Here is a 25,739-nt window from a genome sequence, read left to right as displayed (position 1 = left end):
TCGCCATGAACAACAAGCTCTGGCAGTCGTATCAGGCAGGCAATCAGACTGCCCGTGACCGTCTGCTCGAAGAGCATCTTGGCCTCGTGCATCATGTGGCCCGTCAGGTCTCCCGCACACTCGCCGTGCGCGCGGACTTCGACGAACTGGTGAGCGCCGGAACCATCGGTCTGATGACCGCGCTCGAAGGATTCGACGCCTCGCGTGGACTGGCCTTCAGCACCTTCGCGGCGCCCCGCATCCGCGGTGCGATTCTCGATGAACTGCGCAAGCAGGATCACGTGCCGCGCTCCATCCGTCGCAAGACGCGGGAAATCACGGCCGCGCGCGAAGCCTTCCAGCGGGTGAGTGGCCGCGCACCGGAAGACCGTGAACTGGCCGCACAACTGGGCGTCGATCTGGAAACGCTCTGGCGCTGGCAGGCCGACGTGGAAGGCGCGCATCACATTCCGCTCGACCGGGCGCCTGGTGAACGCGAGAACACCACGCCGGTCCCCGCCGAAGTCCTCACGGACGGCGACGACAGCGGCGTGGAAGACAGTCTCACGCACGAGCAGGAAGTCTCGCATCTCAAGGACGCCATCCTGCGGCTCAAGGAGCAGGAGCGCATCGTGCTGTCGCTGTATTACTTCGAAGAACTCAAGCTGCACGAGATCGCAAAGGTGCTCGAACTCACCGAATCGCGCGTGTCGCAGATCCGTAGCAAGGCGCTGAGCAAGTTGCGCGTGGAGCTCAAGCCGCTCCGCGATCAGGTGGCGTGATCATGGCCGCGACGTGGAAGCGCCTCGTGCAGGCGTTCAAGTTGCTGGTGCTGCTGGTGGTGGTGACCGGTGTGGGCCTCGTGGCCGGCGCGTTCATCATGTCACCCGCGGTGACGAAGGAGCAGCGCATCATGGGTGCCATGGGTCTGGCGGCCTTCGCATTGCTCGTGGCGCTGGGCTACGGTGTGATGCGCGTGATGACCTGGACGCGTGACGCCTGGCGTCAGCGTCGTCAGCGGAACTCACGTGCTGCGGCGATGCCGACGCTCACGCAGCGCAGTGCGCGGGTCTCGAAGACCCCGCGCGCCGTGCAGGCGCTGGCCGCCGAGGGCGTGCAACCCGCCGAGATCGCACGGAAGACGGGCCTGCCGGTGGATGCGGTGGCGATGCTGCTGGAGATCTCGGGGCCGATGGCTGTGGCGCGGTAGGAAGAGCACGGCTTCATTGTTGGCCTCATGAGACGCTTTCGGTTATTTCCGGAAGTGTCTCAAGCGATCAATCCTCCAATAGATCCCGCGGATAGCCCATCACCGGCCCCTGCTCATCGGGATCACGGATCTGCGGTGTATCGGCCAGCATGCCGTCGGTGAGCACCGGAACGACTCCTCCGCGAGCACCATGGTGCACGATGATGGTCGATTCGATCGGAACCGAAGGCAGCAGGAAGGCCTCCTGTCGCGGGTCATAAAAAAGCGCCCCTGCGGTTTCCCGCGGCGCATTGGCAATGAACACCTCTGTTTCGTCGAGCGCGCTGAGCCATCGCGTCTTGGCCTTTTCCAGATCGAAAGGACCCGTCAGATCCAGTCGTGCGATCTCCTCCGGATGAGGACGACCACGTCGGCGAAGCAGAGACAGTGCCGACGACGGACTCAAGCCGGGGTCTTTTCCGCTCGCCGCCCAGATCAATGCCGGCAATGGCAGAATGACGGCGTCCGCCCACAGCGCATCCACATAGTCACGTGGCTCGTCGCGTCCAATGAGCGCCAGCACCTTGTTGATGGCAAGATCGATCGGATGCAACAGATAGCCCGCCGTCGGATGCGTCTGGACGGGGAGGAATCGCCAATCGGAATCCGTCGCCCAATCGACCAGGGTGGTGTTCCCGTCACGCGTGATGGCAGCTTGCGTGTATCCGGGAAAAGACTTCAGTACGGCGACCTCGAAGCCAGACGCGACCAGCGCCTCCCGATCACGAACGAATGCGTCGCGTTGCGCATCGACACCATCATGGAAGACATCGAGATCACCACTTCTGCGCAGTGACTCCGGGTCGAGATGCAGCGCGCTGGCGCCCGCGAGATGACTCTCCGGCCGACGATTCGGACGGAGCACAGCCAACACCTCATGTTGAAACGCGGTCAGGGGCATAAGCGCGCCGCCACATCCCACTCCTCGCGGCCACCGTGCTTGCGCAACTGCTCCGCCACCCAGGGCACATCTGCGGCCCTGATGAGGAGATCGGCGCGATAAGACCAGAAGCAGGTCGCATGGTACCGTCGATACGCGCGTCGAGCCTCACGCACACGTACCATGGCACGCGCCGTGTCGGAGTCGAGTTGCCGGCGACTGCGGATGCCGCCCAAACGACCGCGGGCCGCAGGAGAGCGGACGGAACGCATATATGCAAACTATCGGCTTATGATCGCAAATACAATAGCAACAAAGGTTTGCAATAAATCTGGATACCCTTCACCGCCGCACTCCGATAGGCGCCGTGAAAACGAGATAGTGAATCGCCACGCCGTCCGCCGCCTCGTCGTCGATCGCGAGGAGCGTGTCACCCTTCGTACGGAGGATCCGGCCCGGCACATCGTCGACCACCTGATGCGGGGCAAGCCGAGCGTCGAACATCACCCAGGAACGACGCGGTGACTCGGTTCCCTTCGCCCCGCCTTCGATCTCGACGATGAACCCGCCGTCGGGCAGGGCCACGGCCACACGGGCCACCGACGCCGCTTCGATCCATTGCCTGAGCACGGCCAGCGTGGCATTGCGTGGCCGTTCCCTGGCCGTCAGTTGACGCCAGAAGGCAGCGGGGATGCGCGACCGGCAGCGAATGGCGCCCGTGGTCGCATCGATCTGCGTGACATCGGGCACGACCGACATGCCCACGACGGCCGAACCGTCCCGCAATCTCGTGGCCCATGCCCCATCGACGATCAGATCGAGTTCCAGCACGCGCGGATCGAGCAGCACACTGTTCCAGGCCTGCTGTCCGTTGTACCGGAACGCGGTGGCCACATGATTGCCACGGGGTGTCCGCGTGGGGCCGACGATCAGGAACGAACTGTCCGTCAGTTCGAACGCGACGCGCGCATCGAGTGGCATGCCCGGTACGGACTTCCGGTATGTCCCCGACGCGGTATAGGCCTGCAACCGCGCGGCGTTCATGTCGAGCACCCAGATGTCGCCACTGGACGAGAACCAGCCCTGAATGGGAATGCGATATTCACCGGGGCCACTGCCTTCGCGTCCCAGAATGGATGTCAGTCCGAGACTGGCGGTGCGGAGACTGACGCGCGGTTGACGTGAATCGACGAGCAGCATCGTGCCGTCGGCGCGCATGTCGAGGCTTCTGATGCCCTGCACGGCAGCCGGTCCCGATTCGGGCAGCGTCACCCGACGCACGACACGCAGCAGCGACGAGGCCGGCGTGACGACGGGTCGCGCGTTGGTGGCCGCAGTGTAGTCGGCACAGGCGCGTGATGATGCGCTGACGGGAGGCTGCGTCAGTACGGCGCCGAGTGCGAGCATCGAGATCAGTAGCATGGTATCATGGTATCGATGATAGATGTGGTGTCATGCATCATCGCCGGAGTTCATACCACACATAGCCGTTGTCCGTCTCGCCCACCGCGAAGACACCACGCGCCGTGGCGGCGATCCAGCTGATACCGGCCGGTACGTCCAGTTCATCGATGACTCGTCCGGTCGTGGCCAGAATGCGCAGCACACGCGTGCGACGAGGCAGTGGCTCATCCTTCCTGCCACTGCTTGGCTGTCCCCGTACCACCAGCAGCGTATCACCTCGCGTCCCGATGCTGCGCGCGAACTCCGCCGACCGCGAGTCGACCCGATAGCCGCGACTCTCCTTGCCCAGCACCATCTCGATCACCCGCGGTCCTTCACCACCCATCTCTCCCGTGAAATCGGCCACGATCCTGCCGCGGGCGTCGACCAGCAATCGCCGATCGAACCAGCGGAATTGCACGACGGCGAGACTGTCGTTCAGGCGGGCGACATATCGCTCCCGCACGATGGGATTGAGGGTTCTGAAGTCTTCCGGCAGTGGGACTTTCACCACGAGTTGTCCGGTAGCATCGACGATGTGCAGCATTTCGGTCACGGACAGGGGCACGGCGACGATCACCTTGCCTCCAGCCAGTGGTGCCACTCCGCGCAACGGGCTCTGTACCGAAAACTCCGTCACCTTCCGCCACAGGCTATCGAGAACCAGCACCTTGGAGTTGCCGGTGTCTCCGATCCAGAGCTGGCACCGTTCATCGAACTGCAGACCACCGGGATCCAGCAGTTCACCCGGGCCCCGACCGACCTTCGTGTAACCGCCGGCGCGCCGGCCGCTGGCATCGAAGCGGTGAATGGTCATATCGGAATAGTCGAGCAGCCCCGTCATGCGCGCGCAGCCGGTAAGCATCGACGGATTGCCGATCCGATCGGGCAGCGGCGTACTGCGCAGCTGCACCGGTGTCGACATCAGTCGGGGAGAGGTCTGCGCCGGCAGCACACCGATCGCACAGCACATCAGGAATGGCAGGAATGCGGGAGGACCGGAAATTCTGACGTTCATCGCTCTCCCCTCCACGTGACATGGAACAGGTGATCGCACGACGGGACACGACCCTATTCAGCGGCTCAAGGTACTTGGTGGATCTCGATATGCTGCAACTCACTCGCGTTGCGTCGAGCCACGATCAGCCAGGGTTCGAACGCTCCTACCAGTCGCACTCCACGGGAAAGCGTGAGGACACGCGGTTTCTCTTCTCCCGCTGAAAATCCATACCAGATGGACTCGTCACCCACGCGCATCGTCGCTCTGATCCAGACACGATTGCCCGCAGATCGAACCACAGCATAGTACTCGAAAGCCGGCAGGGTCGCGGGCAGCATGGCCTGCATCTGCACGGGCGTGACCGTCTTCCTGATGGAATCGGTCATGGGCGATCGCTTTCCCGGGAACGCGGTCGCCGAAGTCATGCGACCGCGTGCGTCGTACCATTCCAGGCGATTCGAACGGCTTCGGGCGATCATGTGGCCGCCGCCGGCGAGAGCAACGAACGCATCCACGTCGGAATACGGCATCACCCGCCACACCTGCTTGCCGATCGCGCGGGTATTGCCGCCCGTCATGTCGACCAGCTTGGGGCCGGCCAGGCGTGCCACCGTATCGATCCGGCCGGTCTGCGTGGACAGGCGCATTACCGGCCCATCGTCGTCGACGCCATTCAGCCCGCGAAAGAAGACCTGTCCCCGGTCGTCCGCCGACAGCGGACTCGCGGCACCACCGAGTGTGCCCACGGAGACGGCACGACGATACTGCGCGCGACCATCAAAAACGGAGACCCGCAACAGTTGGGGATCATACAGCAGCACACTGTCACCCTGATGCGCGAAGATCATCTGTGGTGCGCGATACTCACCGGGCCCTTCGCCTTCACGCCCCAGGACCCGTATGCGACCGGACTCACGCACCACCAGCACCAGTTCCTGTCCACCGGCGTCGGCGACGACCAGATCGCCGGATGCCAGGCGAACGACCGACGAGATGTCCGTGAAGTACGCCTCGGTTTTCAATACGGGCTTTCCCAGGGCGATACGGGGTGCATCCTGCGCCGGCAATGGCATCGACAATGGCGCCTGTAGGAAGATGCTGGCCGCCATAGCCGCAGAGAGAACATTCAGAATCGGGCGTGGCATGGTCGCCTATTTCCTCAATGGTTTGATGGTCGCCAGCGATGCGACCTGCAACGAATCATAGAGCAGCCCGACAAAATTCCCCTTCTCCACGGACAGCGGCTGAAACCCCTGCGGGAACCAGTGTAAATCCACCGAGTCTCCGCGCACCCGCATCCAGCGCGTCTTGCCCGGGTGTCGCTCATCGGGAGAGAAAGACTGCAGCAACACCGTGTTCCGTTCGAGACAGGACAGGCGACCGAACACCGGCAGCGAGTCCGTGGCCTGCCATCCCGAATTGGCCACGATGCGCCTGGCCGATCGCTCGAGATCGGCCGCCGGCGGAATCGGTTGGCGCGCGTCACGATATTCGGCTTTCAGATGTTCCGTGTAGAGCGCCACCAGATCGGCTTCCGATGTGGCTCTTCGCGAACGGGAGGGCAATGCAAACGCCTCGACCCGACCGTCATGACGGATACGCGAGATCGTCGTGCCGTTGGCATCCACACCCACCAGCGAACCATCGGCACAGGCATCCCACAGCGGATAGCCCACCAACCAGGAAAGACGGGTCGAACGATCGAGTGGCGCATGCCAGAGCACCGTGTCGCGTGTGCCGACCGTTCTGACGACGCTCTGGGCGGTCAGATCGATGGCCGTGCCCGCGCTGCCATCGATGCGTACCACCAGCAGCGTATCCCCTCGCGCAACGGCCACGTTGGGCAGTTGGGACACCAGCGAAATCATGTCCGCCCGCATGTTGCCGACCACCGTGCGCGCCGGCACGACCGATGTCACGTGCAACTGCCCGTCCAGCGTCAGCAGATCGTGGCGTCCGATGTCGAGCAGCAGCGGTCGTGCACTTCCGGAATCGGCGGGATGGATGAACGTCGACGGAAACAGCAGGTCGGTTGGCCCACGGCCCCGCCGGCCACCTTCGGAGAGACGACGACCGCCCGTATCGTAGATGCGGATGAACGGCTGGGAGTGGCCAAGCACCCAGAGCTGGTGCTGCCCATCGATGAACGCATCGCGGACATCGTCCACATCGTCGAGGATGCCGACGCTCGCGACCTGGTAGTCCTGGCCGGCATCGATCCCGGTCGAAGCGTCCCGCGTCACTTCGCATGCGGTCAGGCCGAGAACACCCACCGTTCCGGCAAGCCGGCACAACAAGGGGAGTTTTAATCGACGACCTGAGAATACGGAGGGGTCACCGGAGATGACACGAGGCTCCGAATCCATGGCAGATGGTTTGAATATTGGTTCAGAACGGAAAGCCCATCGTACTAGCCGGATCGGGGCGAGGTTCCCGGAAAAATTGCGGTGTTCCAGACCAACCGATTTCCTGATACTACCTCCGGCAACTCCCGCCGCCACACCACCCTCCTCCACTCCAACCGGCACGATTTGCCGACCTCTTTTCCTCGATTCGCGGCGGCATGAATTGCCGGCGATTTCCACAAGACATTGTATGGCAATGACTTATACAGACACTCCCCACTCGCGCTCCCGTGGCCCGCCCATTGCTTTCTCACCTGGCGAGTTCGTGTACCCTCTTCCGACCACGACATGCCAGGTCCCGTTCAGAACAATGGGTTGTCCGCTGCTGCCTCCGCGCTCCAGATGCTGGAACGCAAGCAGCAGGTGCTCGCCAACAATCTCGCCAACGCGTCCACCCGCGGCTTCAAGGCGGAGACGACGTTCGCGCGCATGATGGGCAACCAGCTCGCCAAGGCCGACACCGCCGTCGACCTCACGCCGGGCACGCTCACGGAAACCCACAACACGCTCGATCTCGCGCTCGAGGGCGACGGGTTCTTCGTGGTCGATACGCCCGCCGGCGAACGGTTCGTCCGGAACGGCAACTTCCGGCTCGACGCCAACCGCCGCCTCACCGACGATCAGGGCAATCCGGTCCTCGGCGAAAACGGGGCCATCACGCTGCCCCCGGGCACCGTCGAAGTCGATGCCACCGGTCTCATCACCGTGGACGGCAAGCCGCAGCAGCGCCTGCGCATCGAACGCGTCGCGCCCGGCACCGATCTCGAACATGAAGGCGGCACCCGCTTCATCCCCGATGCGTCCCGGCAGGTCATCCCGCCCGCCGAACGCACCGTGAAGCAGGGATTCCTCGAGGAATCGAATGTGAATCCCATGTCCGCCATGACCGAGATGCTGTCCGTGCTGCATCGCTACGGCGCCGCGCAGCAAACGCTGTCCACCATCGATGCGGTACGCGGAATCGCCGTGACCGATCTCGCCAAACCCGTCTGAGGAATAACGCATGGATCCGGCACTCCGCGCCGCCGCCACCGGCATGATGGCGCAGCAGACCCGCACCGAAGTCATCGCCCACAACCTCGCCAACGTGAACACGCCCGGCTTCAAGCGGAGCCGCGCGCACTTCGAAGACCTGCTCTATCAAACCGTGCAGGGTCAGCAGGTCCTCGGCGAGAACGACACGCAGATCACACCCGCCATCCAGGTCGGACGCGGCACGCGGCTGGCCGGTGTGCAGCGCCTGCACGAGCAGGGGCCCATCGAGGAGACGGGACGCAATCTCGATGTCGCCATCGAGGGCGAAGGGTTCTTCCAGATCCAGCTGCCGTCGGGAGAAACGGCTTACACGCGCGACGGCAGTCTGCAGATCTCCGACCAGGGTGTGCTCGTCACCAGCGCGGGGTATGCACTGCAGCCGCCCATCCGCATCCCCGACGACGCGTCGGAATTCACCGTGTCCGCCACGGGTGTGGTGAGTGTGCGGCGCGGCAACGACATCCAGCCCACCGAGATCGGTCGCATCGAACTGGCGCGTTTCGCCAATCCGTCGGGGCTGCTCTCGCTCGGTCAGAACCTGCTCGCGCCCACCGCGGCATCGGGACAGCCTGTGGTCGGGTTCCCCAATGACTCCGGCATGGGACGCCTGCAGCAGAAGAGCCTCGAAGGCTCGAACGTCGAGATCGTGCAGGAAATGGTCGAGATGATCGCCGCGATGCGCGCGTACGAAATCAACTCGAAGGCCATCAAGACGGCCGACGAGATGAGTCAGATCGCCAACAACATCGCGCGGTAGTCCACCACCATGCCGCTCTGGCTCTCCCGCATCCTCGTGGTCGTGGCCATGTCGCTCGGCGCCGCGTGCGCGCTGCGTGCCCAGGAGGCGCTACGCGTGGAAGCGCCACACGCGGAAACGCCGCTTGCTGGTACGCCACTCCACCGCGATCAGCGTCGGATCACGCTGCCCGTGGCCGCGCGATCACTGGCCCGTGGCGATACGCTACGTGCCGAGGACATCGCGCTCGTGGACACCACGATCGTGTGGCGGTGGAGTTCGATCGCACCGGACACCACGCGTCCCACCGCGGGCTGGGTGACGCGTCGTCCGATCGGGAAGGGAGAAGTCCTGCGTGCACCGGCCGTCATGGCGCCGCCCGTGGTGACCAGTGGTTCCGCTGTCACGGCCATCTGGCAGGATGGTCCACTGCGCCTCGTCCTCGCGGGCGTGGCCACCAATACCGCGGCGATCGGCGCCCCCGTGAGTGTGCGCATCGACCGCAGCCGTCGACTCGATGGGATCGCCATCGCGCCGAATACCGTTCGCCTTCGCTGAGATCCACGCATGATGCTCACTCTGCGTTCACGACTGCTTCACCTTCGTCACCTCTGCACCGCGTTCGGTGCGGCCGGCGCCCTCGTGCTCGGCACGCCCCGGTCGCTTGCCGCGCAGGCGCAGCCCGCCGGACAATCGGCTGGTACCGGCGCTGCGGGTGCGACCGGCAGTGCCTCGGGCTCCGCCGCGGCCGACTCCACATCGGGCCTGCCGCCCGCTCCGACCATCACGCCCCGCGCGTCGTGGACGGCCGACCGTCGCAGCTTTGCCGTGGGGGACATCATCACGGTGCTGGTGGACGACTACACCATCTCCACCGCCGTGAAAGAGAACGTGTCGACGGACACACGCACACGTGGCCTGTCGGTGAACGCCCGTCTGCCCGAAAGCTCCAAGAGCGTGGGCATCGATTCACGCAACGCCGCCGACCAGACGCAGCGTGGACAGGCACGCCGTGAGAACCGTTTTCAGAACGAGCTCAGTGTGCGGGTCGTGGCCGTCGGACAGAACGGTCTGCTGCAGGTGAAGGGCACGAAGGTGATCGACGTCGACAAGTCGAAACAGGACATCGTCTTCACGGGCTGGGTGCGCGCGCAGGACATCTCGGTGTCCAACCTCGTCGAATCGAGCCGCGTGGCGGATCTGCAGATCGGCTATGTGTCACCCGGCCCGCTCGGCAAACCCAAGCAGGGCCTCGTCAGCAAGGTGCTCGGAGCGCTCTGGCCATGAAGCATTCCATAGGGCATTCCATGAGGCATTTCGCAATGCACTCCGCGGGCCATTCCATCGCGGGCTCCGCGCGGGTCGCGGCCCTGTCCCTGATCCTCGGCGCGTCGTTCGTTCCGTCACTCGCACACGCGCAGAACGATGTGAAAATCCGCGATCTCACCGCGCAGGAAGGCGCGATGCCGGTGCGCCTGGTGGGGTACGGTCTGGCCGTGGGCCTCGACGGCACGGGCGACCGCGCCATCGGCGGACAGACGGCCGGCCCCACCGTGCAGGGTGTGATCAATACGCTGCGACGCTTCAATATCGAAGTGCCGCCCGACCTCATCCGCATGCGCAACGTGGCTGCGGTGCTCGTGACGGCGGAAGTCTCGCCGTATCTGCGTGCCGGTGGCCGTTTCGAGATTCACGTCTCCAGCATGGGTGACGCCCGGTCGCTGCGCGGCGGTGTGCTGTACATGACGCCACTGGTGGCGGATGCCAACGGTCCGGCGCTCGCGTCGGCGCAGGGCTCGCTGATGGTGAGCGACGGGGGTGCCACGTCGCGGTATGCGCCCACGCACGAAACCACTGCGCGCATTCCCACCGGCGGCGTGCTCGAAGCCGATCTGCCGCGTCCGGCCATCGCCGCCGTGTCTCGTCTCCTGCTGCGTGAACCCGATCTCGGCATGGCCACCCGTATCGCGACCGCCATCAACGGCGCGATGGGTGAGAAGACGGCCATCGTGGAAGACGAAGGCGCCGTCATCGTGACGCTCGCCGATTCGGTGCAGCAGAAGCCGGTCGCCATGGCAAAGATCCGCGACCTGGCCGTCGCCTCCGAAGTACGCCCGCGCCTGGTCATCGACGGACGCGACGGAACGGTCGTGGCCGGCGGCGACATGGTGGTGGGCGCCGCGACGGTGAGTCATGGTGCCATCACGCTGGCCATCGGTCAGCTCGCGGACAACGACACCGCCGCCATTCCCGGCAGCGTCCGCCTGCCGGCGGGCATTCCCGTGCAGCGGGTGGCCACGGCGCTCCATGCCGTACAGACCCCGGTCAACGAGATCGCCGCGATCTTCGCCGCGCTCCGGGAGATCGGTGCCATCACCGCGGAGGTGGTCGTCCGATGATCGACGGCATCACATCCCGCGCATTGTCCGTCACGAACAGCGCAGGGACCACCGGTACCGCTCCCCGATCGGGCGACGCGGACACCAAGCTCCGGGAGACGGCCAAACAACTCGAAGGTCTCTTCGTGCAGCAGTTGTTCAAGGTCATGCGCGCGACCGTTCCACAGCAGGAAGGCTTCGTTTCAGGCGGGGCCGGAGAAGACATGTTCACCGGACTGATGGACGAGCACATTGCTGCCGAAACTCCCAATCAATTGGGGAGTGGCCTCTCGGAGGCGTTGTATCGGCAGCTGCGCGGATTCCTGCCAGCCGGCAATGCCGATCACGCGTCCGATGCCGCTTCCACGAACACCGTATCACCCACGAACTGATGTCGCCGACGACTCTGCTCGCTCCTGAAACCGCATCTCGCGCCGGCGGCGTTTCGCCCGCCATGCTCGAGGCGCTCTACGACGCGCTGTTCAGCGAACGGCGTCTGCTCGATGATCTCATCGCGCAGATGCGTCACCAACGCACCGCGGTCGCGACCGACGATATCCAGGGCGTGGACGACAGCACCTTCGCCACGCATCGCATTCTCGCCACGCTCGGACAGGCCCGGCAGCGTCGCCGTCAGCTCAACGTGCTGCTCGGCGGCTCCGAAGAGTGCACGCTGCGCGAACTCGAGGAACTGCTCGGCGACCGCGTCGACGAACGGCTGCGCGATGCGCGCCTGCGTCTGCAGCAGGCCGCCGACGTGCTCACCCGGGAAGTTGGCATGAACCGCAAGCTGCTGCGCGAAGCGCTCAGCAGCACCCAGCAGCATGTCCGCACGCTCGCCGGTGGCATGACCATGCCCACCACCTACGCCACCGAAGGGGTCGTACCCACGACACCGAGTGGCTCACGCGGCGTGCTCGTCAACCGGACGGTGTGACATGGGATCGGGCCTGTTCAGCATCGCGCGCAGCGCACTGCTGTCGCACCAGACGGCACTCCAGACCATTTCGCACAACGTGGCGAATGCGGAGACCGAAGGCTATTCGCGACAGGAAGTCGTGCTGGCGGCCAACACCCCTGTCCGTCTCTACAACGGCAACGTCGGCACCGGCGTCCACATTGCGACCATCCAGCGCAAGCGGGACATCCTGCTCGACGAGAATTTCCGTTCGGCCAATGTGGCGAACGGCAACAGCACCATGCGTCGCGATCTGCTGCAGAAGGTGGAAGACGTTTTCGGCGAGCCCAGTGACACGGGCATGGCCAATGCGCTGGACCAGTTCTGGAGTTCCTGGAGCGACCTCTCGGCGCAGCCCAACAGCCTGGCCGCACGCGCCGTCGTGCAGCAGCGCGGCCGGCAGCTCGCCCAGCTCCTGAACAGCTACGACACGCAGCTCACCCAGCAGCGTTCGTCCAATCTCGAACTGCTCGACAACACCGTCGGTCGCATCAATGCGCTCGCCTCGCAGGTCGCGGAGCTGAACACGCGCATCCTGGCCAGCGAAGGCAATGGCCATGTGGCCAACGATCTGCGCGACATGCGCGACTCGCGCCTCGACGAACTGTCCAAGGTCGCCGGCACCCGTGTCGTCAATCAGCCGAATGGCACCGTCACGGTGGTCATCGGCAACTCCACGCTCGTTGAAGGCGACACCTGGAACAAGGTCTCCGCGCAACTGGAAACCATCGTTCCTCCACCGACGGTGCCGGTGACCGATGTGCCGGTGCGCATCCGTCTCGGCAATTCTCCCGACCGGCTGGCGCCGCTCGATGGGGAACTGTCGGCGATCGTGAAGGTCCTCAACGAGGACATTCCGGCGGTGCGTGGTCGTCTCGATGCCATGGCCAGCCAGCTCGTGAGCGCGGTGAACACCGCCCACACCGGCGGTTATGTCTTCACCGGCAGCACGGTGCCCGGCACGGCCGCGGGCAACTTCTTCGATCCCGGCTCGGTCGCCAATCCCGTGCGCGCGTCCACGATCCAGCTCGACGCGGCGGTGGCCGCCGATCCGGGCAAGATCGCGGCGAGTGGGAATCCGAACGGCACCACCGACAACACCACCGCGCAGGCCATTGCCGCGCTGCGCATCACCGAAGGCACGGTCACCTGGACCGCGACCAACGGCACCACGGAGACCGGCTCGTTCCTCGGGTTTTTCCGAGGGCTCGTCACGCGTCTCGGGGTGGACGTGGCGTCGGCCACCGATGCCGCGGCCGTGGCGGAAAGTCTGGCTCAGCAGACGGATCAGCGCCGGCAGTCGGTGAGCGGGGTGAACACCGACGAGGAGCTGGTGAACATGCTGCGTGTGCAGCAGTCGTATCAGGCGGCAGCCAAGATGATCACGGCGGCCGATGAAATGCTCAAGACCCTGCTCTCTCTCGTCTGACGCGCGATGCTCATTCTCGGACGTCGCGAAGGCGACTCGATCATCATCGACGGCGGCATCCGCATCGTCGTGGTCTCCTGTGACCGCGGGGGCGTGCGCATCGGCATCGAAGCGCCGAACAACGTCAAGATCCTTCGCGGGGAGATCGCGCAGCAGGTGGCGCAGGAGAATCAGCGCGCCGCCGCGCCGGCCGACGCGTCGTGGATGGCAACCCTGGGCGCCCCCATCGCCGCGGGTACCTCCACCCCCAAGCCGTCGTCACCCGAGGCGTCCGCCTGATGTCATCCCGGATGTCATCCCGCGCGACGACGCGATGCCTGAAGCGTGCGCAGACGGATGACCGTGCCCGGCGCCGCCAGATCGGCATGTCCGTGACTGCCGCTCAACAGCCAGTCGATGGCGGCACGATCGGCATGCGCGGCCTGGACGGCCTGCGCCAACACGGCTGGGGTATCGATATCCCCACCCGCGTGGACGACGACTTCGTCGCCGATCGTTTCGAGCGTGATCACGAGGTCCGGCTCCGCTCCACCATTCCGCACTGCGGCCAGCAGACTCACGACCATCGCGTGGGCCAGCGCCGCGGGATCTGCCAGCACGGGCACGACGTCGTTCCGCGTCTTCACGGTCACGCCCACCGCCCGCAGATCGGGGTGATGCTCCACCAGCCGGCGCGCCGTTTCCACGGCGTCGGCCACCAGCATCGGTTCGGGCAGCGCGTCGTCCCGACGCGGCAGTTGCCGCAGTGTCTGCAGCAGCGCCTCGAGTTGATCGGCGTCCTGCTGCAATCCCCGCACGAATCGTTCGTCGGGGGTGCTGCCGCCTCCGAGCACACTGGCCACCGCCCCGATCGTCGCCAGACGATTGCTCATGGCGTGCGCCAGTCCCCGCAGCAGATCGTCGTGAATGACGAGCCAGCGCGTGATACCCGCCGCCTCGCCGGCGTGCCGGTGTTCCCCTGTGTCGGTCATCGCTGACTCCCTCTCCACTCGCACTCCGGATTCTCTCGCGTGTTCGTCATCATCGGCCTGGTTGTCGTCTTCGGCGCAGTCATCGGTGGCTATGTCATGCACCATGGACAGATCGCCGTCCTGATTCAGCCGAACGAATTCATCATCCTCGGGGGTGCGGCGCTCGGTACGCTGATCATCGCCAATCCGCCGTCGGTGCTCAAGGCGTGTATCGCCCAGACCCTGGGTCTGCTGAAGCCCAACCCGTACGGGGCGAAGGCCTACGCCGAACTGCTGCAGGTACTCTACGAAGTCTTCCAGAAGGCCCGCAAGGATGGACTGGTGGGTCTCGAAGCGCACATCGAGTCGCCCGAATCCAGCGACATCTTCCAGAAGTATCCGTCGTTCATGAACAATCACCACGCGGTGTCGCTGCTCTGTGACACGCTCAAGGTGCTGCTCACGGGCACGGTGGAGGATCACAATCTGGCCGAGATCCTGGACGTGGATCTCGAGAAGCATCATCACGAGGCGATGCTCGCGCCGCACGCCATCACCACCGTCGGCGACGCCATGCCGGGCTTCGGCATCGTGGCCGCCGTGCTCGGCGTCATCATCACGATGGGCTCGATCGGTGGCGCGGCGTCCGAGATCGGTGAGAAGGTGGCCGCCGCACTCGTCGGCACGTTCCTCGGCATCCTGCTGGCGTACGGCGTGTTCGGACCGCTCGCCAAGGCCATGGAAACGCGCCTGCACGCGGAACACGACTACATGCTCTGCATCCGCACGGCACTGCTGTCCTTCGCCCGTGGCGATGCACCCATGACGGCCGTGGAGTTTTCGCGCCGCAACATCGAACCGCACGAGCGCCCCAGCTTCGCCGAGCTCGAAGACCTCACGCGCAAGAAGGCGGCGTAACCCATGGCGGCGCGCGGAGGCAAGAAGGTCGTCATCGTCAAGAAGAAGATCGTCGGTGGAGGCGGACATCACGGCGGCTCGTGGAAGGTGGCCTATGCCGACTTCGTCACCGCCATGATGGCGTTTTTCATGGTGATGTGGATTCTTGGCATGGACGACAAGACCAAGCAGGCCATCGAGGGCTACTTCGCCAATCCGGTGGGATACAAGAAGGGCTACGGCGCGGGCTCGAGTCCGCTCGCCACCGGTTCGTCGGTGACGAGCATCCAGCGCACGCCGCTGCGCATGATCGTGCGCTCCACGGAGCAACGCACATTCGAACAGCTGCGGCAGACCATTCTCGACAAACTCGCCGCCAGCGATTCGCTCAAGCGCCTCAACGCGCTCGTGGATGTCCAGGTCACGCAGGAAGGCCTCCGCATCGAACTCGTGGAGTCGGGCCGGGGCGATGTCTATTTCCCGCTGGGTTCCGCGCGCATGAACACCGCCACGGTGCTCACGCTGCAGCTCGTGGGTCAGGAACTCGCCCCGCTGTCGCAGTCGCTCGTGCTCGAAGGACACACCGACGGCGCGAAATTCGGCAAGGATGCGTCGTATACGAACTGGGAGCTGTCGGCCGACCGCGCGAACGCCGCCCGACGTGTGCTCGAGACGGCGGGCATCGGTGCCAATCGCATCGCCGAAGTGCGTGGCTATGCCGACACCAAGCCCCGGGTGTTCGACGATCCGATGGACGCGGCCAACCGTCGCATCTCCATTCTCATTCCGTTCACCAACGTGCCGGAAAGCGCGGCGAATGCGGCCGAGCTGGCCACCGGGAAGCGCGACTCGATCGTGAACAGCATCGCCGAGCCGATCAAGCGGAACTACTGAGCCGGCCCCGCTGAACCGACATCACCCCGCGGGGCGCAGAACGCGGATCACGACGGCGTGGCGCTCGCCAGCCGGTCGCCGGCCCACATCACCGATTCCGTATACAGCTCGGTGAACGCGGCACGCATGCCCGGGACTTCCTGCTCCACCGCATCCCAGTCGGCGCGTTCGTACGCGTCGGCCAGCAGCAGGACGTCGGCATGAGGCCCCCGCGAGAACAGCAAGGCGTCGCGCACGTCCTGGCTCACCGGCAACCGTTCCAGCACCTGCTCCATCGGCAGTCCCAGCAGTGTATCCATGCGGGACAGCAGCCCCACGAGGAACCGCGCCGATGGATCGCCGTGCCCGGCATGGGCGCTCACCACTTCACAGAAGCGGCCGCGCACCAGCGCCATCATCACCGCTTCGTGTGCCACGGCACTGCGCGCGCCCACCGAGGCCACGAGCATGATGATCATCCAGCGTGACAGGGCTTCGCGTCCCACCAACCGGATGGCGTGGGAGATGGAATCCACGCTGCGCCCGCCGAAGGACGCCGAGTTGACGATACGCAGCAGCGTGAACGACAACGAGGGATGACTGCGGAACGCGTCTTCCAGCTCCCGTTCCGTGACCCGCGGCTGATTGAGCATCGAAACGATCTGGAACACGGCCGCCTGATGCACGTTGGCCGCACGTCCGTCGAGCGTTTCCGGCCGGCTGAAGACGTAGCCCTGGAAGAGATCGAACCCCATGGCCCGGCACTGCTCGAGCTGCGCCGGCGTCTCCACCCGTTCGGCGAGAATCGTGAGTTCGTGCGCCTTCAGCTTCGCGACGAGGGGTGCGAGCTGGTCGAGTGTTCCCGACTGTGTCCACGGCAACACGTCCACTTTTACGATCGACACCAGCGGCAGCAGCGGGTCGAGCGAATCGCGACCGTCGTAGTCGTCGAGGGCGAGCAGGTAGCCCTCCGCCGCGGCGCGCTCGCAGGCATCGAGCACCGCCGGTGTCGCGTCGATCGTTTCCAGCAGCTCCAGCACCACCGCCTGGGCATCGAAGATCTTGTACAACTCTCCGAGGAGGTGATCTTCCGTGATGTTCACGAACGCTCTGGTACCGGCCGTCAGGCGCTCCAGCCCGATGGACAGCAGCGCGTGCAGCGCGGTATCGCCACACATGAACGTGGCCGAAAGCCCCGACTGCGCGGCCGTGGCCTCGCGCGAGGCCCGATACAACAGCTCGTACGCCACCCGACTCGGCGTCCGATCGAAGATCGGCTGGCGGGCGATGAATACATGCTGGGCCGTAGGCGGCGGCGTGATGTCGACTTCATGGACGGGCATACGATCGGCTTCAGTACGTTCGGTACGTGGAACGCAGTGCTGCGCCTGGCGTACTCAACGGAAGACCGTCGGCATGGAGCCTGATGGTGGCAGCGTCGCTCGTTCTCAGATTATCGTCTGTCATATGCCGCAACTTGATCTGCGTGTGTTTCGCACACTCGCCTGCGTTTTCACCGGGGCCATGCTGCTGGTGAGCGCGGGTTGCGGTCGTGATCGTCAGACGGCGTCGGTCGATTCGGCGCTCGCGCGTGATCTCACGCTCGCCGCCTCGGCGGCCTCGACCGTGGCCATCGGCGACACCGCCATCGCGACCACGCCGTCGGCCCCCACACCCCGGACGCCCGCGGCCAGACCCACCCCGCAGGCGCCCACGGCCGCAACCACCCCCCGCCCGGCACCATCCCGGGCCGGACGACCGGCATCGTCGGCTCCTTCTGCAACGACGACGCGTCCCCCCCAGCCCGTGTCACCGGAACCCGCCCCCGCTGCCACAGCGTCGGCATCGGTACCAGCCACGACACCCGCTGGACCGGCTTCCGCGCCGGCCCCGACGGCCGGGGAAAGCAGCGGACGTCGCCACGGGATCGGGGCCGGCGCCATCCTGGCCGGAGCCACGGGCGCCGAGATCTGCACGCTGGCCAACCGTCCGGGTGACCGGTTCGTCGTCTCCCTGGCGCAGGCCGTGTCCGGACCGGAGGGTGCCCTGCTGCCGGCTGGCACCCCGGTCCTGGTGGAGCTCGCGCCGCCCGGGCCCAACGGCGAGTTTGCGTTTCGCCTGAAAGGTGTGCAACTCAATGGTGAGTTCATTCCGGCCGAGGGCGGCGTGCAGGTGGCCGACGCCACCGTCACGGAACGGAGTGTCTCCAAGGGCGGCGACAAGGGGAAAGTCATCACGGGCGCGGTCGCCGGTGCGATCCTCGGACGCATCCTGGGGGGCAGCACCAAAGGCGCCGTGATCGGGGCGGCGGGCGGTGCGGCCGCCGGCACCGTGGCCGCGGCCCGCAACACGACCAAGGAGCGCTGCCTCCCGGCCGGCACCACCCTCTCCGCCACGCTCTCGTCGACCCTGCTGCTCCCCGACCCGACTCCATGATGCCCGATACGACGCGCTGGCCGTGATCGACGTCGCCGGATATTCCAAGCTGTATGGCGACACCGTGGCGGTGCAGTCGCTGTCGTTCCATGTCGCGCCCGGCGATGTGCTTGGCCTGGTCGGCCCCAACGGCGCCGGCAAGACCACCACGTTGCGGGCGCTCGCGGGCATTCTGCAGCCCTCGGCGGGCACCATCCGGATTGCGGGAATCGACCTGCAGGCCGATCCCGTGGCCGCCAAGGCCCGGCTCGCCTTCATTCCCGACGAACCGCAACTCTTCGACTATCTCACGGTGGTCGAACACCTGCAGTTCGTCACCAGACTGTATGGTGTGGCCGACGCCGCGCCGCGCATTCCGCTGCTGCTCGAGGAGCTCGAACTCACCGCCAAGCGGGACGCGCTGCCCAGTGAACTCTCGCGCGGCATGAAGCAGAAGCTCGCCATCGCCTGCGGCCTGCTGCACGGCCCGGCCGCCCTGCTGCTCGACGAGCCCCTCACCGGCCTCGATCCGGTCGGCATCCGTCGCATGAAGGAGACCATCAGCGCCCGCGCCCGTGAGGGCACGGCGGTGATTCTCAGTTCACATCTCCTGCATCTGGTGGAGGAGCTGTGCACCCGCCTGCTCGTCATCCGACGCGGACAGGCGGTGGCGTTCGGCACCATCGACGAGATCGTGACCGAACGACCGGCGCTGGCCGGCAAATCCCTCGAGGAGATCTTCATCGCGCTCACGGGCAGCGACACCTGACGGTCATGACCGACCGACAGACGCCCTGGCAGACGCCACCGCAGATGCCACCGCAGACGCCCACGAAGCGCGCGTTCGTCGCACTGCGCTACCTCTACACACGCACGCTGTGGAATCGCCTGCGTGCGCAGGCCGCACGGGTGCGCAGTCCGCGATATCTCGCCGCCGTCGTCATTGGCGCGCTGTACCTGTGGTGGGCCCTGCTCCGCAACACGCACACCAGCGAGTTCTCGGTGAATCGTCTGATCACGAACGACGTCACCATCGTGCTCGTGAGTGCCTTTCTGCTGTTCTCCAGTGCACGGTGGTGGTTGTTCGGCAGCGATCGCAGTGCGCTCGCGTTCACCGCCGCGGAGGTGCAGTTCCTCTTCCCCGCGCCGATCACGAGACGTGGCCTCGTCCACGCCAAACTCGTGCGCATGCAGCTCGCGATCCTGCTCAACACGCTGATCTTCACGGTGATCCTGCGCGGCAATGCCGGTTCACTGGCCGCATGGGAGCGGGCGCTCGCGCTCTGGATCCTCTTCACCACGCTGGCCTTTCATCGTCTCGCGGCCAGCATCGTGCGTGCCAGCGTGATCGAACACGGCCCGGCGGGCCGGCGCCGCGGTCTCATCCCCATCGTGGTGTTCGTGGCGTTGATCGGGGCCGTGGCCTGGGGTGTCATCGACAGCTGGCCCATGCTGCGCGCCGCCAGCGTGCATGGGGCACGGGCCACATTCGACGTGTTCGTGGGCACGCTCAATGCGCCGGTGCCGTCGCTCGCGTTGTGGCCCATCCGCACCCTGCTTGCTCCCATCGGCCTCGCCAACGGCAGCGGATGGGGGCTCGCCATTCTCTGGTCGGCGGGCATTCTGCTCCTCCACTACTTCTGGTTGCTGCGTCTCGACGGCGCATTCGAGGAAGCCGCGCTCGAAGCCACACAACATCGCGTCGAACGGATGCAGCGGTTCCGTTCTTCGCAGATGGGACAGGCGCGTTCGCGCACCGGCAAGCTCACGCGGGTGCCCCCGCTCGCACTCACCGGGCGCCCCGAAGTGGCCATCGCCTGGAAAAACGTGGCCGCCGCACTGCGTGGGGGGGCCTGGCGCACCCAGCTCGTCGCGTTCACCGTGGGGCTCGCGGCGCTGGCCTTCGCATCCCGCTCCGCATCCGATCGCATCGGGGATGCCTTCGTCGGTGTCACCATCGGATGGGGCGCGATGCTGTTGTTTCTCGGGCCGCTCTGGATGCGCTTCGATCTGCGTCTCGACCTGCCACGACTGGCGATGCTCAAGACCATGCCGCTGCCCGGCTGGCGCATCGTCATGGCGGAGATCGCCGCGGTGACATTGTTGCATTCCATCACCGTCTGGTCGCTCATGATCGTGCCTCTGGTGATGTTCCTGCAGGAACCCTCGCTGCTGCTGGACAGTGGTGCGACCATTCCCCTGCTCGTGTCCATCGTGGTGGCCGTCCCGGTGTTCAATGCCCTGATGTTCACCGTCCAGAACGGCACCGCTCTGCTCTTTCCGGCCTGGGTGCGACTGGGCACCGAAGCGCGCGGTTTCGAGACCATGGGGCAGAATCTCCTGACCACCGGCGCCACCACGCTGGTGGCTGCGATCGCGTTGGTCTTTCCGGTGGGTCTCGGGGTATTGATGGTATGGCTCACCGACGACTGGAACGGTTGGTCGGTACTCGGCGCCACCGTGCTGGGCGGGCTGCTGCTGCTCGCCGAACTGTGGCCCGTGCTGCATTGGCTGGGTTCGGTCTTCGAACGCACCGATGTGAACGATGTGGTCAGTGCCACCTGACATCATTCGACGGCGCCTGACCCTTCCCGCATCGTGTTCCGGTGCCTAACCTGCCAGAGGTCCTTTCACGCACCGATCCGATGTCCGCTGACGAATTCGAGCTTCCGGAAGACGACGCCACTCCCGATGACGACGAGGCCCGCCAGGCGGTCTTCGTGACCACGCGGGAACCGGTGGAGATTGTGATAGACCGGCTCGACGATCCGCGTGCACCCGATTCGTCGGCACTGGCGGCATATATCGACGGTCGTCTCGTCGCCCGCAGTGCCATGCCGGTCGAGGCCATTCAGCGACTCATCGATCTGCGCCTGTTCGAGGAGCCGGTGCCGCTGGGGCTCTTCGCCTATGAAGAGGAACCGGGACTGCAGTGTCGGCTGTTCGCGCTCGTTCCGCGTTCGCTGCTCGAAGCCGACGCGCACACGTCCGAGCCCTGGAAGGCCAGCGTGCCGAGCTACGAGTCCACCGTCAGCAGCCAGGATGACGATGACGACGAGGATGAGGAGGACGACGACGAGGAGTCGCCGTTCGAAACCATCCTGCTCGGTCATATCGTGCGCTTCGAAAAGGATCGTCGTCACCCCGACAACCTCGCCGAGGAAGCGGTCGACATCCTACAGCGCATCATTCACGGTGCCGACTCGCTCGAAGACGCCGACCGCAAAGCCATCGACGACCTGCTCGGGTCGCTCTAGCCGGCGAGTGGCATCACGCGCCTTCGGGAGCGTTGAACGACCGTTCCATCGCCACCAGCCGCTTCCACAGAAACGCCGCGAATCCCTCGCGGCGACGCGTGGCATCCCCACCGATCCAGGCGTCGGGGACCGGCTGCGCCGCGGCACGCAGCACTTCGCGCGTCAGCAGCGGCGCACACTGCGCATGGACATCGCCCAACACGGGTGAGGCCCACCCGAAGACATGTCCTTCGATGTCGTATCCGCGCCCAGGGTGCGACTCCGTGACGCTCGACCAATCGTGCTGGAACGGCAGACACGCCCCATGATCGATGAGCCAGATCGTGCCGCGACGCATCATGAGATTGGCGTTGCGCGGCGTGCGGTCGAGGTTCTGCACGAGGATGTCCAGCCAGAGCACACGCGCGGCGGTGACGAGATTCGCCGAGCCGAATTCACTGGCCGTGAGATCGCGCCCTCCCTCCAGCAGGGCGAATCCGAGATTCGTGCCCATGCTGCGATCGAGCAGATCGCGCAGTTCGTCGTTCTGATCATCGCTCGGGATTCCCGTGGGCAACTCCACGAAACTCCGCTCCGGCACCGACAATCCGATCGCGTCCGCCAGTTCGCCCACGATGATCTCGGCCACCAGCGGCGCGGTGCCCTGTGAAGCACCGTGCAGCTTCACGAAACGGGCGCCGTCGGTGGTTTCCGCCACCACCGGAGACGAAGACCCTTTGCGTTCCCGGCGGATCACGCGTGTGGCCACGCAGTGTGCGAGATCAGTTCTGATGGTCGGCATGCCGTTCATCGTGAAGCCCGTTGTTCCCTGTATGCGTCCATGTATCGGTCCGTTCCTCGTGACGCTCATGGAGACGCTCATCATCGCTGCCGCGCACGGTGATATCCAGCAGGGGCGGTGAATCGAGCAGCGCTTCCGGTGTGGTGCTCACACCGCTCATCGCCCCCAGTTTGCGCGCACTCACCAGCACCCGGCGTTCGAGGCTGCCCAGCGCGCGATTGTACGACTGCACGGCGCGTTGCAGTCCGCGCCCCAGTTCGGCGAGCTGCTCGTCAAAGACCGCCAGTCGTTCGTGCAATTCCCGTCCCAGCGCCGCCACTTCCGCCGCGTCATCGGCCACCCGCTCCTGTCGCCATCCGTAGGCCGCCGCCTTGAGCAGTGCGATGAGTGTGGTGGGAGTGGCCAGCAGCACACGTTCCTCGAGCGCGGATTCGAGCAGCGACGGATCGGCGTCGAGCGCCGCCGCGAAGAATGCTTCGCCGGGAAGAAAGAGTACGACAAAATCGGGCGCATCGTCGAACTGGGCCCAGTACTTCCTGGCCGCCAGCTGCTGCACATGACTCCGCACCTGCATCGCGTGGGCCGCGAGACGCGCCGAGCGTGTGCGTTCGTCGGTGGCCGCCATGGCCTCGAGATACGCCGTGAGTGGCGCCTTGGCATCCACGATCAACCGACGCTCGCCGGGCAACCGCACCAGCAGATCGGGGCGTTGTACGCCGTGTTCACCACGCACCGTGACCTGCGGCTCGAAATCGCAGTAGGCCAGCATGCCCGCCAGTTCACACACCCGACGCAGTTGCAGCTCTCCCCACTGCCCCCGCACCGATGGTGCACGCAGTGCCTGCGACAGCTGCTGCGTCTCGTGGCGCAACGATTCCCCGGCGAGCGTCACCGCATCGAGCCGTTCCCCGATCTGGCCGGCCACGCGTGCCTGCGCCTGTCCGAGTTGTGTGAGGGCCGCATCGTATCGCGTGAGCGTTTCGCGGATGGGCATGAGCAGATCCGCCACGTTGCCGTTTCGTGTCGTGATCTCCGCTTCGACTTCGTGTCTGGCCAGCTGTTCGCGCAGGGCCATCTCGGTGGCCCGCGCCCGGGACTCGCTTTCCTGCATCGCTTCGCTGCGTGCCCGCGCCACCTCGGCCCGTGCGATACGGCGCGCCACGAGCCACACGGCCGTACCGCCGGCCAGCACGCCGATGAGCGGTGCGGCGATCAGTGTCGCCAGTTCAGACGGGAAAGAGTCCATCGATCGACAGATATCGCTCGCCGGTATCGTAGCAGAACGTGAGCACACGGGCGCCTGCCGCAAGCGAAGGCAACGTCTGGGCAACGGCCGCCAGTGCCGCCCCGCTCGAGATGCCCACGAAGATGCCCTCTTCACGCGCCGCACGCTGCGCGAACCGATAGGCGTCTTCTTCGCTCACCGCGATCGTGCCGTCGAGCGTGTCGGTGTGCAGGTTGCCGGGAATGAAGCCCGCGCCGATGCCCTGGATGCGATGCGGACTCGGGGCACCGCCGCCGATCACCGCCGACTTGGCCGGTTCCACCGCCAGCGTCCTGAGCGTCGGCCACTGCCGCTTGAGCACCTCACTCACGCCCGTGATATGCCCGCCGGTGCCGACGCCGGTGATGAGATAGTCGATGCCTTCGGGGAAATCCTCGAGGATCTCACGCGCGGTGGTGTCGGCATGACTCCGCACGTTGGCCGGATTGTCGAATTGCTGCGGCATCCAGGCGCGGGGGGTGGACGCCACCAGTTCCTGTGCCCGGGCAATCGCGCCCTTCATGCCCTGCTCGCGTGGCGTGAGATCGAACGACGCACCGTAGGCCGCCATGATGCGTCGCCGTTCGATCGACATCGATTCGGGCATCACGAGAATGAGATGGTATCCCTTCACCGCCGCCACCATCGCGAGCCCGATGCCGGTATTGCCCGACGTGGGCTCGATGATCACACTGCCCGGCCCGAGCAACCCCTGGCGCTCCGCATCCTCGATCATCGCCAGGGCGATACGATCCTTGATGCTGCCACCCGGATTGGCGCGTTCGAGCTTCAGCCACACCTCCGCATCGCCAAAGAGTCGCTGCAACCGCACGTGCGGCGTGCGACCGATCGTTTCCAGAATGTTCGAGACGCGCATGAAATCCTGTGGCTGGAGGTGCGGGTGTCGTGGGATGCTGCACTGAAGGTGAAGATGGCGTGGCTAGATGTGAAACTCGATCCCATCGTCGTTCCCGTCGGGATCGGGCGTCGGACGCGGCTCTACGCGGCTCGTGAACTGCACCACCGAGCGCTCGGGCACCGACGAGGTCAGCCACACGTTGCCGCCGATCACCGAACGATCCCCCACCAGCGTCATGCCGCCCAGGATGGTCGCGTTGGCGTAGATCACCACATCGTTGCCGATGGTGGGATGACGCTTGCGGTTCTGCAGCTTCTTGCTCACCGCCAGCGCGCCCAGCGTGACGCCCTGGTAGATGCGCACCCGATCGCCGATTTCACTCGTCTCGCCGATCACCACGCCCGTGCCGTGGTCGATGGCAAACGCCGCACCGATGCGCGCGCCCGGATGGATGTCGATCCCCGTTTCACGGTGCGCCCACTCCGACAGTACGCGCGGGAACAGCGGTACCTCCCGCAGATACAGCTCGTGCGACAACCGATGCACCGCCGTGGCCAGAAAACCCGGATAGGCGATGATCACCTCCTCGATGCTCGCCGCCGCCGGATCGCCGCTGGTGATGGCCTGCGCATCCTCCAGCAGCATCGCCCGCACCGCCGGCAATCGATCGAGCATCGACACGACGACCGGGTCCGCCTCGGACATCAGCGGCGTGATCGCCGCACGCAGCAACGCTTCCAGATGCGCCGCTTCCTCGTCCACACTTTCGACGCTCAACCGCGAGGGCGGCGCGAACTGCGGGAACATCAGCGCCAGCGCCCGCAGCGCGAATTCCTCCGCCAGCGCGCGCAGGGGACGGGGCGCACCACATTCCCGACGCTCGTCGCGCAGCGTATCGAGAAAAGTGCGCCAGGTGGCGGAGGTTGGTGCGGTCGTGGTGCCAGGCATCGG

Annotated in this window: 29 protein-coding genes; 17 read left to right on the top strand and 12 right to left on the bottom strand. The window is 65.6% G+C overall.

Annotation, left to right across the window (positions count from 1 at the left end; translation table 11 throughout):
- Positions 1 to 5 precede the first annotated feature (5 nt).
- Both WG208_RS13925 and WG208_RS13920 read left to right on the top strand, forming a co-directional pair.
- Positions 6 to 761, top strand: coding sequence for a FliA/WhiG family RNA polymerase sigma factor (locus WG208_RS13925; protein ID WP_337171981.1), 756 nt, complete (start codon positions 6 to 8; stop codon positions 759 to 761).
- Between the two features lie 2 nt (positions 762 to 763).
- Complete coding sequence (locus tag WG208_RS13920; protein ID WP_337171980.1) at positions 764 to 1,189, top strand: hypothetical protein; 426 nt, start codon at positions 764 to 766, stop codon at positions 1,187 to 1,189.
- Positions 1,190 to 1,256: 67 nt separating this feature from the next.
- Here the strand turns inward: WG208_RS13920 and WG208_RS13915 are convergent, their stop codons facing one another.
- The 6 genes from WG208_RS13915 to WG208_RS13890 form a co-directional block, all read right to left on the bottom strand.
- Positions 1,257 to 2,093: a hypothetical protein gene (locus tag WG208_RS13915; protein WP_337171979.1), complete on the bottom strand. Its 837-nt coding sequence runs from the start codon at positions 2,091 to 2,093 to the stop codon at positions 1,257 to 1,259.
- 26 nt (positions 2,094 to 2,119) lie between these two features.
- Positions 2,120 to 2,380 (bottom strand): hypothetical protein, encoded by a 261-nt coding sequence (locus tag WG208_RS13910; RefSeq protein WP_337171978.1) that lies wholly within the window; start codon positions 2,378 to 2,380, stop codon positions 2,120 to 2,122.
- A gap of 70 nt (positions 2,381 to 2,450) precedes the next feature.
- Entirely contained in the window at positions 2,451 to 3,530 is a 1,080-nt protein-coding gene (locus tag WG208_RS13905) for a hypothetical protein (RefSeq protein ID WP_337171977.1), read from the bottom strand.
- A 37-nt stretch (positions 3,531 to 3,567) separates the two neighbouring features.
- The gene (locus WG208_RS13900) at positions 3,568 to 4,569 is read right to left on the bottom strand and encodes a hypothetical protein (protein WP_337171976.1); all 1,002 of its coding nucleotides are present in this window, start codon (positions 4,567 to 4,569) and stop codon (positions 3,568 to 3,570) included.
- Between the two features lie 65 nt (positions 4,570 to 4,634).
- A complete protein-coding gene (locus WG208_RS13895; RefSeq protein WP_337171975.1) occupies positions 4,635 to 5,696 on the bottom strand; it encodes a hypothetical protein in 1,062 nt (353 codons plus the stop codon).
- A 6-nt stretch (positions 5,697 to 5,702) separates the two neighbouring features.
- Positions 5,703 to 6,824 carry a hypothetical protein gene (locus tag WG208_RS13890; RefSeq protein ID WP_337171974.1) on the bottom strand — a complete coding sequence of 374 codons (1,122 nt, stop codon included), beginning with the start codon at positions 6,822 to 6,824 and terminating at the stop codon, positions 5,703 to 5,705.
- Between the two features lie 420 nt (positions 6,825 to 7,244).
- Between WG208_RS13890 and WG208_RS13885 the strand changes: the two genes are divergently transcribed.
- The 9 genes from WG208_RS13885 to WG208_RS13845 are packed head-to-tail and all read left to right on the top strand — an operon-like array spanning position 7,245 to position 13,771.
- Positions 7,245 to 7,949: a flagellar hook-basal body protein gene (locus tag WG208_RS13885; protein ID WP_337171973.1), complete on the top strand. Its 705-nt coding sequence runs from the start codon at positions 7,245 to 7,247 to the stop codon at positions 7,947 to 7,949.
- 10 nt (positions 7,950 to 7,959) lie between these two features.
- The gene (flgG, locus tag WG208_RS13880) at positions 7,960 to 8,748 is read left to right on the top strand and encodes a flagellar basal-body rod protein FlgG (protein ID WP_337171972.1); all 789 of its coding nucleotides are present in this window, start codon (positions 7,960 to 7,962) and stop codon (positions 8,746 to 8,748) included.
- A 9-nt stretch (positions 8,749 to 8,757) separates the two neighbouring features.
- On the top strand, positions 8,758 to 9,285 hold the full coding sequence (gene flgA, locus WG208_RS13875; RefSeq protein WP_337171971.1) for a flagellar basal body P-ring formation chaperone FlgA: 528 nt from the start codon (positions 8,758 to 8,760) through the stop codon (positions 9,283 to 9,285).
- A 9-nt stretch (positions 9,286 to 9,294) separates the two neighbouring features.
- Positions 9,295 to 10,014: a flagellar basal body L-ring protein FlgH gene (locus WG208_RS13870; RefSeq protein WP_337171970.1), complete on the top strand. Its 720-nt coding sequence runs from the start codon at positions 9,295 to 9,297 to the stop codon at positions 10,012 to 10,014.
- A gap of 20 nt (positions 10,015 to 10,034) precedes the next feature.
- Positions 10,035 to 11,126, top strand: coding sequence for a flagellar basal body P-ring protein FlgI (locus WG208_RS13865; protein ID WP_337171969.1), 1,092 nt, complete (start codon positions 10,035 to 10,037; stop codon positions 11,124 to 11,126).
- Positions 11,123 to 11,497: a rod-binding protein gene (locus WG208_RS13860; RefSeq protein WP_337171968.1), complete on the top strand. Its 375-nt coding sequence runs from the start codon at positions 11,123 to 11,125 to the stop codon at positions 11,495 to 11,497. The genes WG208_RS13865 and WG208_RS13860 overlap by 4 nt, the downstream gene beginning before the upstream one ends.
- Complete coding sequence (gene flgN / locus WG208_RS13855; protein WP_337171967.1) at positions 11,497 to 12,042, top strand: flagellar export chaperone FlgN; 546 nt, start codon at positions 11,497 to 11,499, stop codon at positions 12,040 to 12,042. Before WG208_RS13860 ends, flgN begins: the two co-directional genes overlap by 1 nt.
- Before the next feature lies 1 nt (position 12,043).
- Positions 12,044 to 13,492, top strand: coding sequence for a flagellar hook-associated protein FlgK (gene flgK / locus WG208_RS13850; protein WP_337171966.1), 1,449 nt, complete (start codon positions 12,044 to 12,046; stop codon positions 13,490 to 13,492).
- A gap of 6 nt (positions 13,493 to 13,498) precedes the next feature.
- Complete coding sequence (locus tag WG208_RS13845; RefSeq protein ID WP_337171965.1) at positions 13,499 to 13,771, top strand: carbon storage regulator; 273 nt, start codon at positions 13,499 to 13,501, stop codon at positions 13,769 to 13,771.
- 14 nt (positions 13,772 to 13,785) lie between these two features.
- Here WG208_RS13845 and WG208_RS13840 read toward each other — a convergent pair whose 3' ends face one another.
- Positions 13,786 to 14,463: a hypothetical protein gene (locus tag WG208_RS13840; RefSeq protein WP_337171964.1), complete on the bottom strand. Its 678-nt coding sequence runs from the start codon at positions 14,461 to 14,463 to the stop codon at positions 13,786 to 13,788.
- Between the two features lie 39 nt (positions 14,464 to 14,502).
- On the opposite strand from WG208_RS13840, the gene motA reads away from it, so the two are divergent.
- Both motA and WG208_RS13830 read left to right on the top strand, forming a co-directional pair.
- The gene (gene motA / locus WG208_RS13835; RefSeq protein ID WP_337171963.1) at positions 14,503 to 15,360 is read left to right on the top strand and encodes a flagellar motor stator protein MotA; all 858 of its coding nucleotides are present in this window, start codon (positions 14,503 to 14,505) and stop codon (positions 15,358 to 15,360) included.
- Between the two features lie 3 nt (positions 15,361 to 15,363).
- On the top strand, positions 15,364 to 16,233 hold the full coding sequence (locus WG208_RS13830) for a flagellar motor protein MotB (protein ID WP_337171962.1): 870 nt from the start codon (positions 15,364 to 15,366) through the stop codon (positions 16,231 to 16,233).
- A gap of 47 nt (positions 16,234 to 16,280) precedes the next feature.
- Here WG208_RS13830 and WG208_RS13825 read toward each other — a convergent pair whose 3' ends face one another.
- Positions 16,281 to 17,555, bottom strand: a complete 1,275-nt coding sequence (locus WG208_RS13825; protein ID WP_337171961.1) for an HDOD domain-containing protein — start codon at positions 17,553 to 17,555, stop codon at positions 16,281 to 16,283.
- A 124-nt stretch (positions 17,556 to 17,679) separates the two neighbouring features.
- Between WG208_RS13825 and WG208_RS13820 the strand changes: the two genes are divergently transcribed.
- The 4 genes from WG208_RS13820 to WG208_RS13805 all read left to right on the top strand — a co-directional run bounded on the left by WG208_RS13820 (position 17,680) and on the right by WG208_RS13805 (position 21,884).
- Positions 17,680 to 18,648, top strand: coding sequence for a hypothetical protein (locus WG208_RS13820; protein ID WP_337171960.1), 969 nt, complete (start codon positions 17,680 to 17,682; stop codon positions 18,646 to 18,648).
- 22 nt (positions 18,649 to 18,670) lie between these two features.
- Positions 18,671 to 19,396, top strand: a complete 726-nt coding sequence (locus tag WG208_RS13815; protein WP_337171959.1) for an ABC transporter ATP-binding protein — start codon at positions 18,671 to 18,673, stop codon at positions 19,394 to 19,396.
- Between the two features lie 5 nt (positions 19,397 to 19,401).
- Positions 19,402 to 21,192 (top strand): putative ABC exporter domain-containing protein, encoded by a 1,791-nt coding sequence (locus WG208_RS13810; RefSeq protein ID WP_337171958.1) that lies wholly within the window; start codon positions 19,402 to 19,404, stop codon positions 21,190 to 21,192.
- Between the two features lie 80 nt (positions 21,193 to 21,272).
- On the top strand, positions 21,273 to 21,884 hold the full coding sequence (locus WG208_RS13805; protein WP_337171957.1) for a hypothetical protein: 612 nt from the start codon (positions 21,273 to 21,275) through the stop codon (positions 21,882 to 21,884).
- Positions 21,885 to 21,897: 13 nt separating this feature from the next.
- Here the strand turns inward: WG208_RS13805 and WG208_RS13800 are convergent, their stop codons facing one another.
- The 4 genes from WG208_RS13800 to epsC all read right to left on the bottom strand — a co-directional run bounded on the left by WG208_RS13800 (position 21,898) and on the right by epsC (position 25,736).
- Positions 21,898 to 22,665 carry a HipA family kinase gene (locus tag WG208_RS13800; RefSeq protein ID WP_337171956.1) on the bottom strand — a complete coding sequence of 256 codons (768 nt, stop codon included), beginning with the start codon at positions 22,663 to 22,665 and terminating at the stop codon, positions 21,898 to 21,900.
- On the bottom strand, positions 22,646 to 23,911 hold the full coding sequence (gene rmuC, locus WG208_RS13795) for a DNA recombination protein RmuC (protein ID WP_337171955.1): 1,266 nt from the start codon (positions 23,909 to 23,911) through the stop codon (positions 22,646 to 22,648). The genes WG208_RS13800 and rmuC overlap by 20 nt, the downstream gene beginning before the upstream one ends.
- On the bottom strand, positions 23,892 to 24,806 hold the full coding sequence (gene cysK, locus WG208_RS13790) for a cysteine synthase A (RefSeq protein WP_337171954.1): 915 nt from the start codon (positions 24,804 to 24,806) through the stop codon (positions 23,892 to 23,894). Before cysK ends, rmuC begins: the two co-directional genes overlap by 20 nt.
- A gap of 63 nt (positions 24,807 to 24,869) precedes the next feature.
- Complete coding sequence (gene epsC, locus WG208_RS13785) at positions 24,870 to 25,736, bottom strand: serine O-acetyltransferase EpsC (RefSeq protein ID WP_337171953.1); 867 nt, start codon at positions 25,734 to 25,736, stop codon at positions 24,870 to 24,872.
- Positions 25,737 to 25,739: the final 3 nt, after the last annotated feature.

The organism is Gemmatimonas aurantiaca (assembly GCF_037190085.1).
Lineage (GTDB): Bacteria > Gemmatimonadota > Gemmatimonadetes > Gemmatimonadales > Gemmatimonadaceae > Gemmatimonas > Gemmatimonas aurantiaca_A.
Note: the sequence above shows the minus strand (reverse complement) of the source record. Positions and strands in the feature narration are given on the sequence as shown.

What these genes read in the sequence shown, in the direction of transcription:
- WG208_RS13925 (WP_337171981.1), top strand. Translation starts at nt 6, where the DNA reads ATGAACAACAAGCTCTGGCAGTCGTATCAGGCAGGCAATCAGACTGCC.
- WG208_RS13920 (WP_337171980.1), top strand. Translation starts at nt 764, where the DNA reads ATGGCCGCGACGTGGAAGCGCCTCGTGCAGGCGTTCAAGTTGCTGGTG.
- WG208_RS13910 (WP_337171978.1), bottom strand. Translation starts at nt 2,380, where the DNA reads ATGCGTTCCGTCCGCTCTCCTGCGGCCCGCGGTCGTTTGGGCGGCATC.
- WG208_RS13905 (WP_337171977.1), bottom strand. Translation starts at nt 3,530, where the DNA reads ATGCTACTGATCTCGATGCTCGCACTCGGCGCCGTACTGACGCAGCCT.
- WG208_RS13900 (WP_337171976.1), bottom strand. Translation starts at nt 4,569, where the DNA reads ATGAACGTCAGAATTTCCGGTCCTCCCGCATTCCTGCCATTCCTGATG.
- WG208_RS13895 (WP_337171975.1), bottom strand. Translation starts at nt 5,696, where the DNA reads ATGCCACGCCCGATTCTGAATGTTCTCTCTGCGGCTATGGCGGCCAGC.
- WG208_RS13885 (WP_337171973.1), top strand. Translation starts at nt 7,245, where the DNA reads ATGCCAGGTCCCGTTCAGAACAATGGGTTGTCCGCTGCTGCCTCCGCG.
- flgG (WP_337171972.1), top strand. Translation starts at nt 7,960, where the DNA reads ATGGATCCGGCACTCCGCGCCGCCGCCACCGGCATGATGGCGCAGCAG.
- flgA (WP_337171971.1), top strand. Translation starts at nt 8,758, where the DNA reads ATGCCGCTCTGGCTCTCCCGCATCCTCGTGGTCGTGGCCATGTCGCTC.
- WG208_RS13870 (WP_337171970.1), top strand. Translation starts at nt 9,295, where the DNA reads ATGATGCTCACTCTGCGTTCACGACTGCTTCACCTTCGTCACCTCTGC.
- WG208_RS13865 (WP_337171969.1), top strand. Translation starts at nt 10,035, where the DNA reads ATGAGGCATTTCGCAATGCACTCCGCGGGCCATTCCATCGCGGGCTCC.
- WG208_RS13860 (WP_337171968.1), top strand. Translation starts at nt 11,123, where the DNA reads ATGATCGACGGCATCACATCCCGCGCATTGTCCGTCACGAACAGCGCA.
- flgN (WP_337171967.1), top strand. Translation starts at nt 11,497, where the DNA reads ATGTCGCCGACGACTCTGCTCGCTCCTGAAACCGCATCTCGCGCCGGC.
- flgK (WP_337171966.1), top strand. Translation starts at nt 12,044, where the DNA reads ATGGGATCGGGCCTGTTCAGCATCGCGCGCAGCGCACTGCTGTCGCAC.
- WG208_RS13845 (WP_337171965.1), top strand. Translation starts at nt 13,499, where the DNA reads ATGCTCATTCTCGGACGTCGCGAAGGCGACTCGATCATCATCGACGGC.
- WG208_RS13840 (WP_337171964.1), bottom strand. Translation starts at nt 14,463, where the DNA reads ATGACCGACACAGGGGAACACCGGCACGCCGGCGAGGCGGCGGGTATC.
- WG208_RS13830 (WP_337171962.1), top strand. Translation starts at nt 15,364, where the DNA reads ATGGCGGCGCGCGGAGGCAAGAAGGTCGTCATCGTCAAGAAGAAGATC.
- WG208_RS13825 (WP_337171961.1), bottom strand. Translation starts at nt 17,555, where the DNA reads ATGCCCGTCCATGAAGTCGACATCACGCCGCCGCCTACGGCCCAGCAT.
- WG208_RS13820 (WP_337171960.1), top strand. Translation starts at nt 17,680, where the DNA reads ATGCCGCAACTTGATCTGCGTGTGTTTCGCACACTCGCCTGCGTTTTC.
- WG208_RS13810 (WP_337171958.1), top strand. Translation starts at nt 19,402, where the DNA reads ATGACCGACCGACAGACGCCCTGGCAGACGCCACCGCAGATGCCACCG.
- WG208_RS13805 (WP_337171957.1), top strand. Translation starts at nt 21,273, where the DNA reads ATGTCCGCTGACGAATTCGAGCTTCCGGAAGACGACGCCACTCCCGAT.
- WG208_RS13800 (WP_337171956.1), bottom strand. Translation starts at nt 22,665, where the DNA reads ATGCCGACCATCAGAACTGATCTCGCACACTGCGTGGCCACACGCGTG.
- rmuC (WP_337171955.1), bottom strand. Translation starts at nt 23,911, where the DNA reads ATGGACTCTTTCCCGTCTGAACTGGCGACACTGATCGCCGCACCGCTC.
- cysK (WP_337171954.1), bottom strand. Translation starts at nt 24,806, where the DNA reads ATGCGCGTCTCGAACATTCTGGAAACGATCGGTCGCACGCCGCACGTG.
- epsC (WP_337171953.1), bottom strand. Translation starts at nt 25,736, where the DNA reads ATGCCTGGCACCACGACCGCACCAACCTCCGCCACCTGGCGCACTTTT.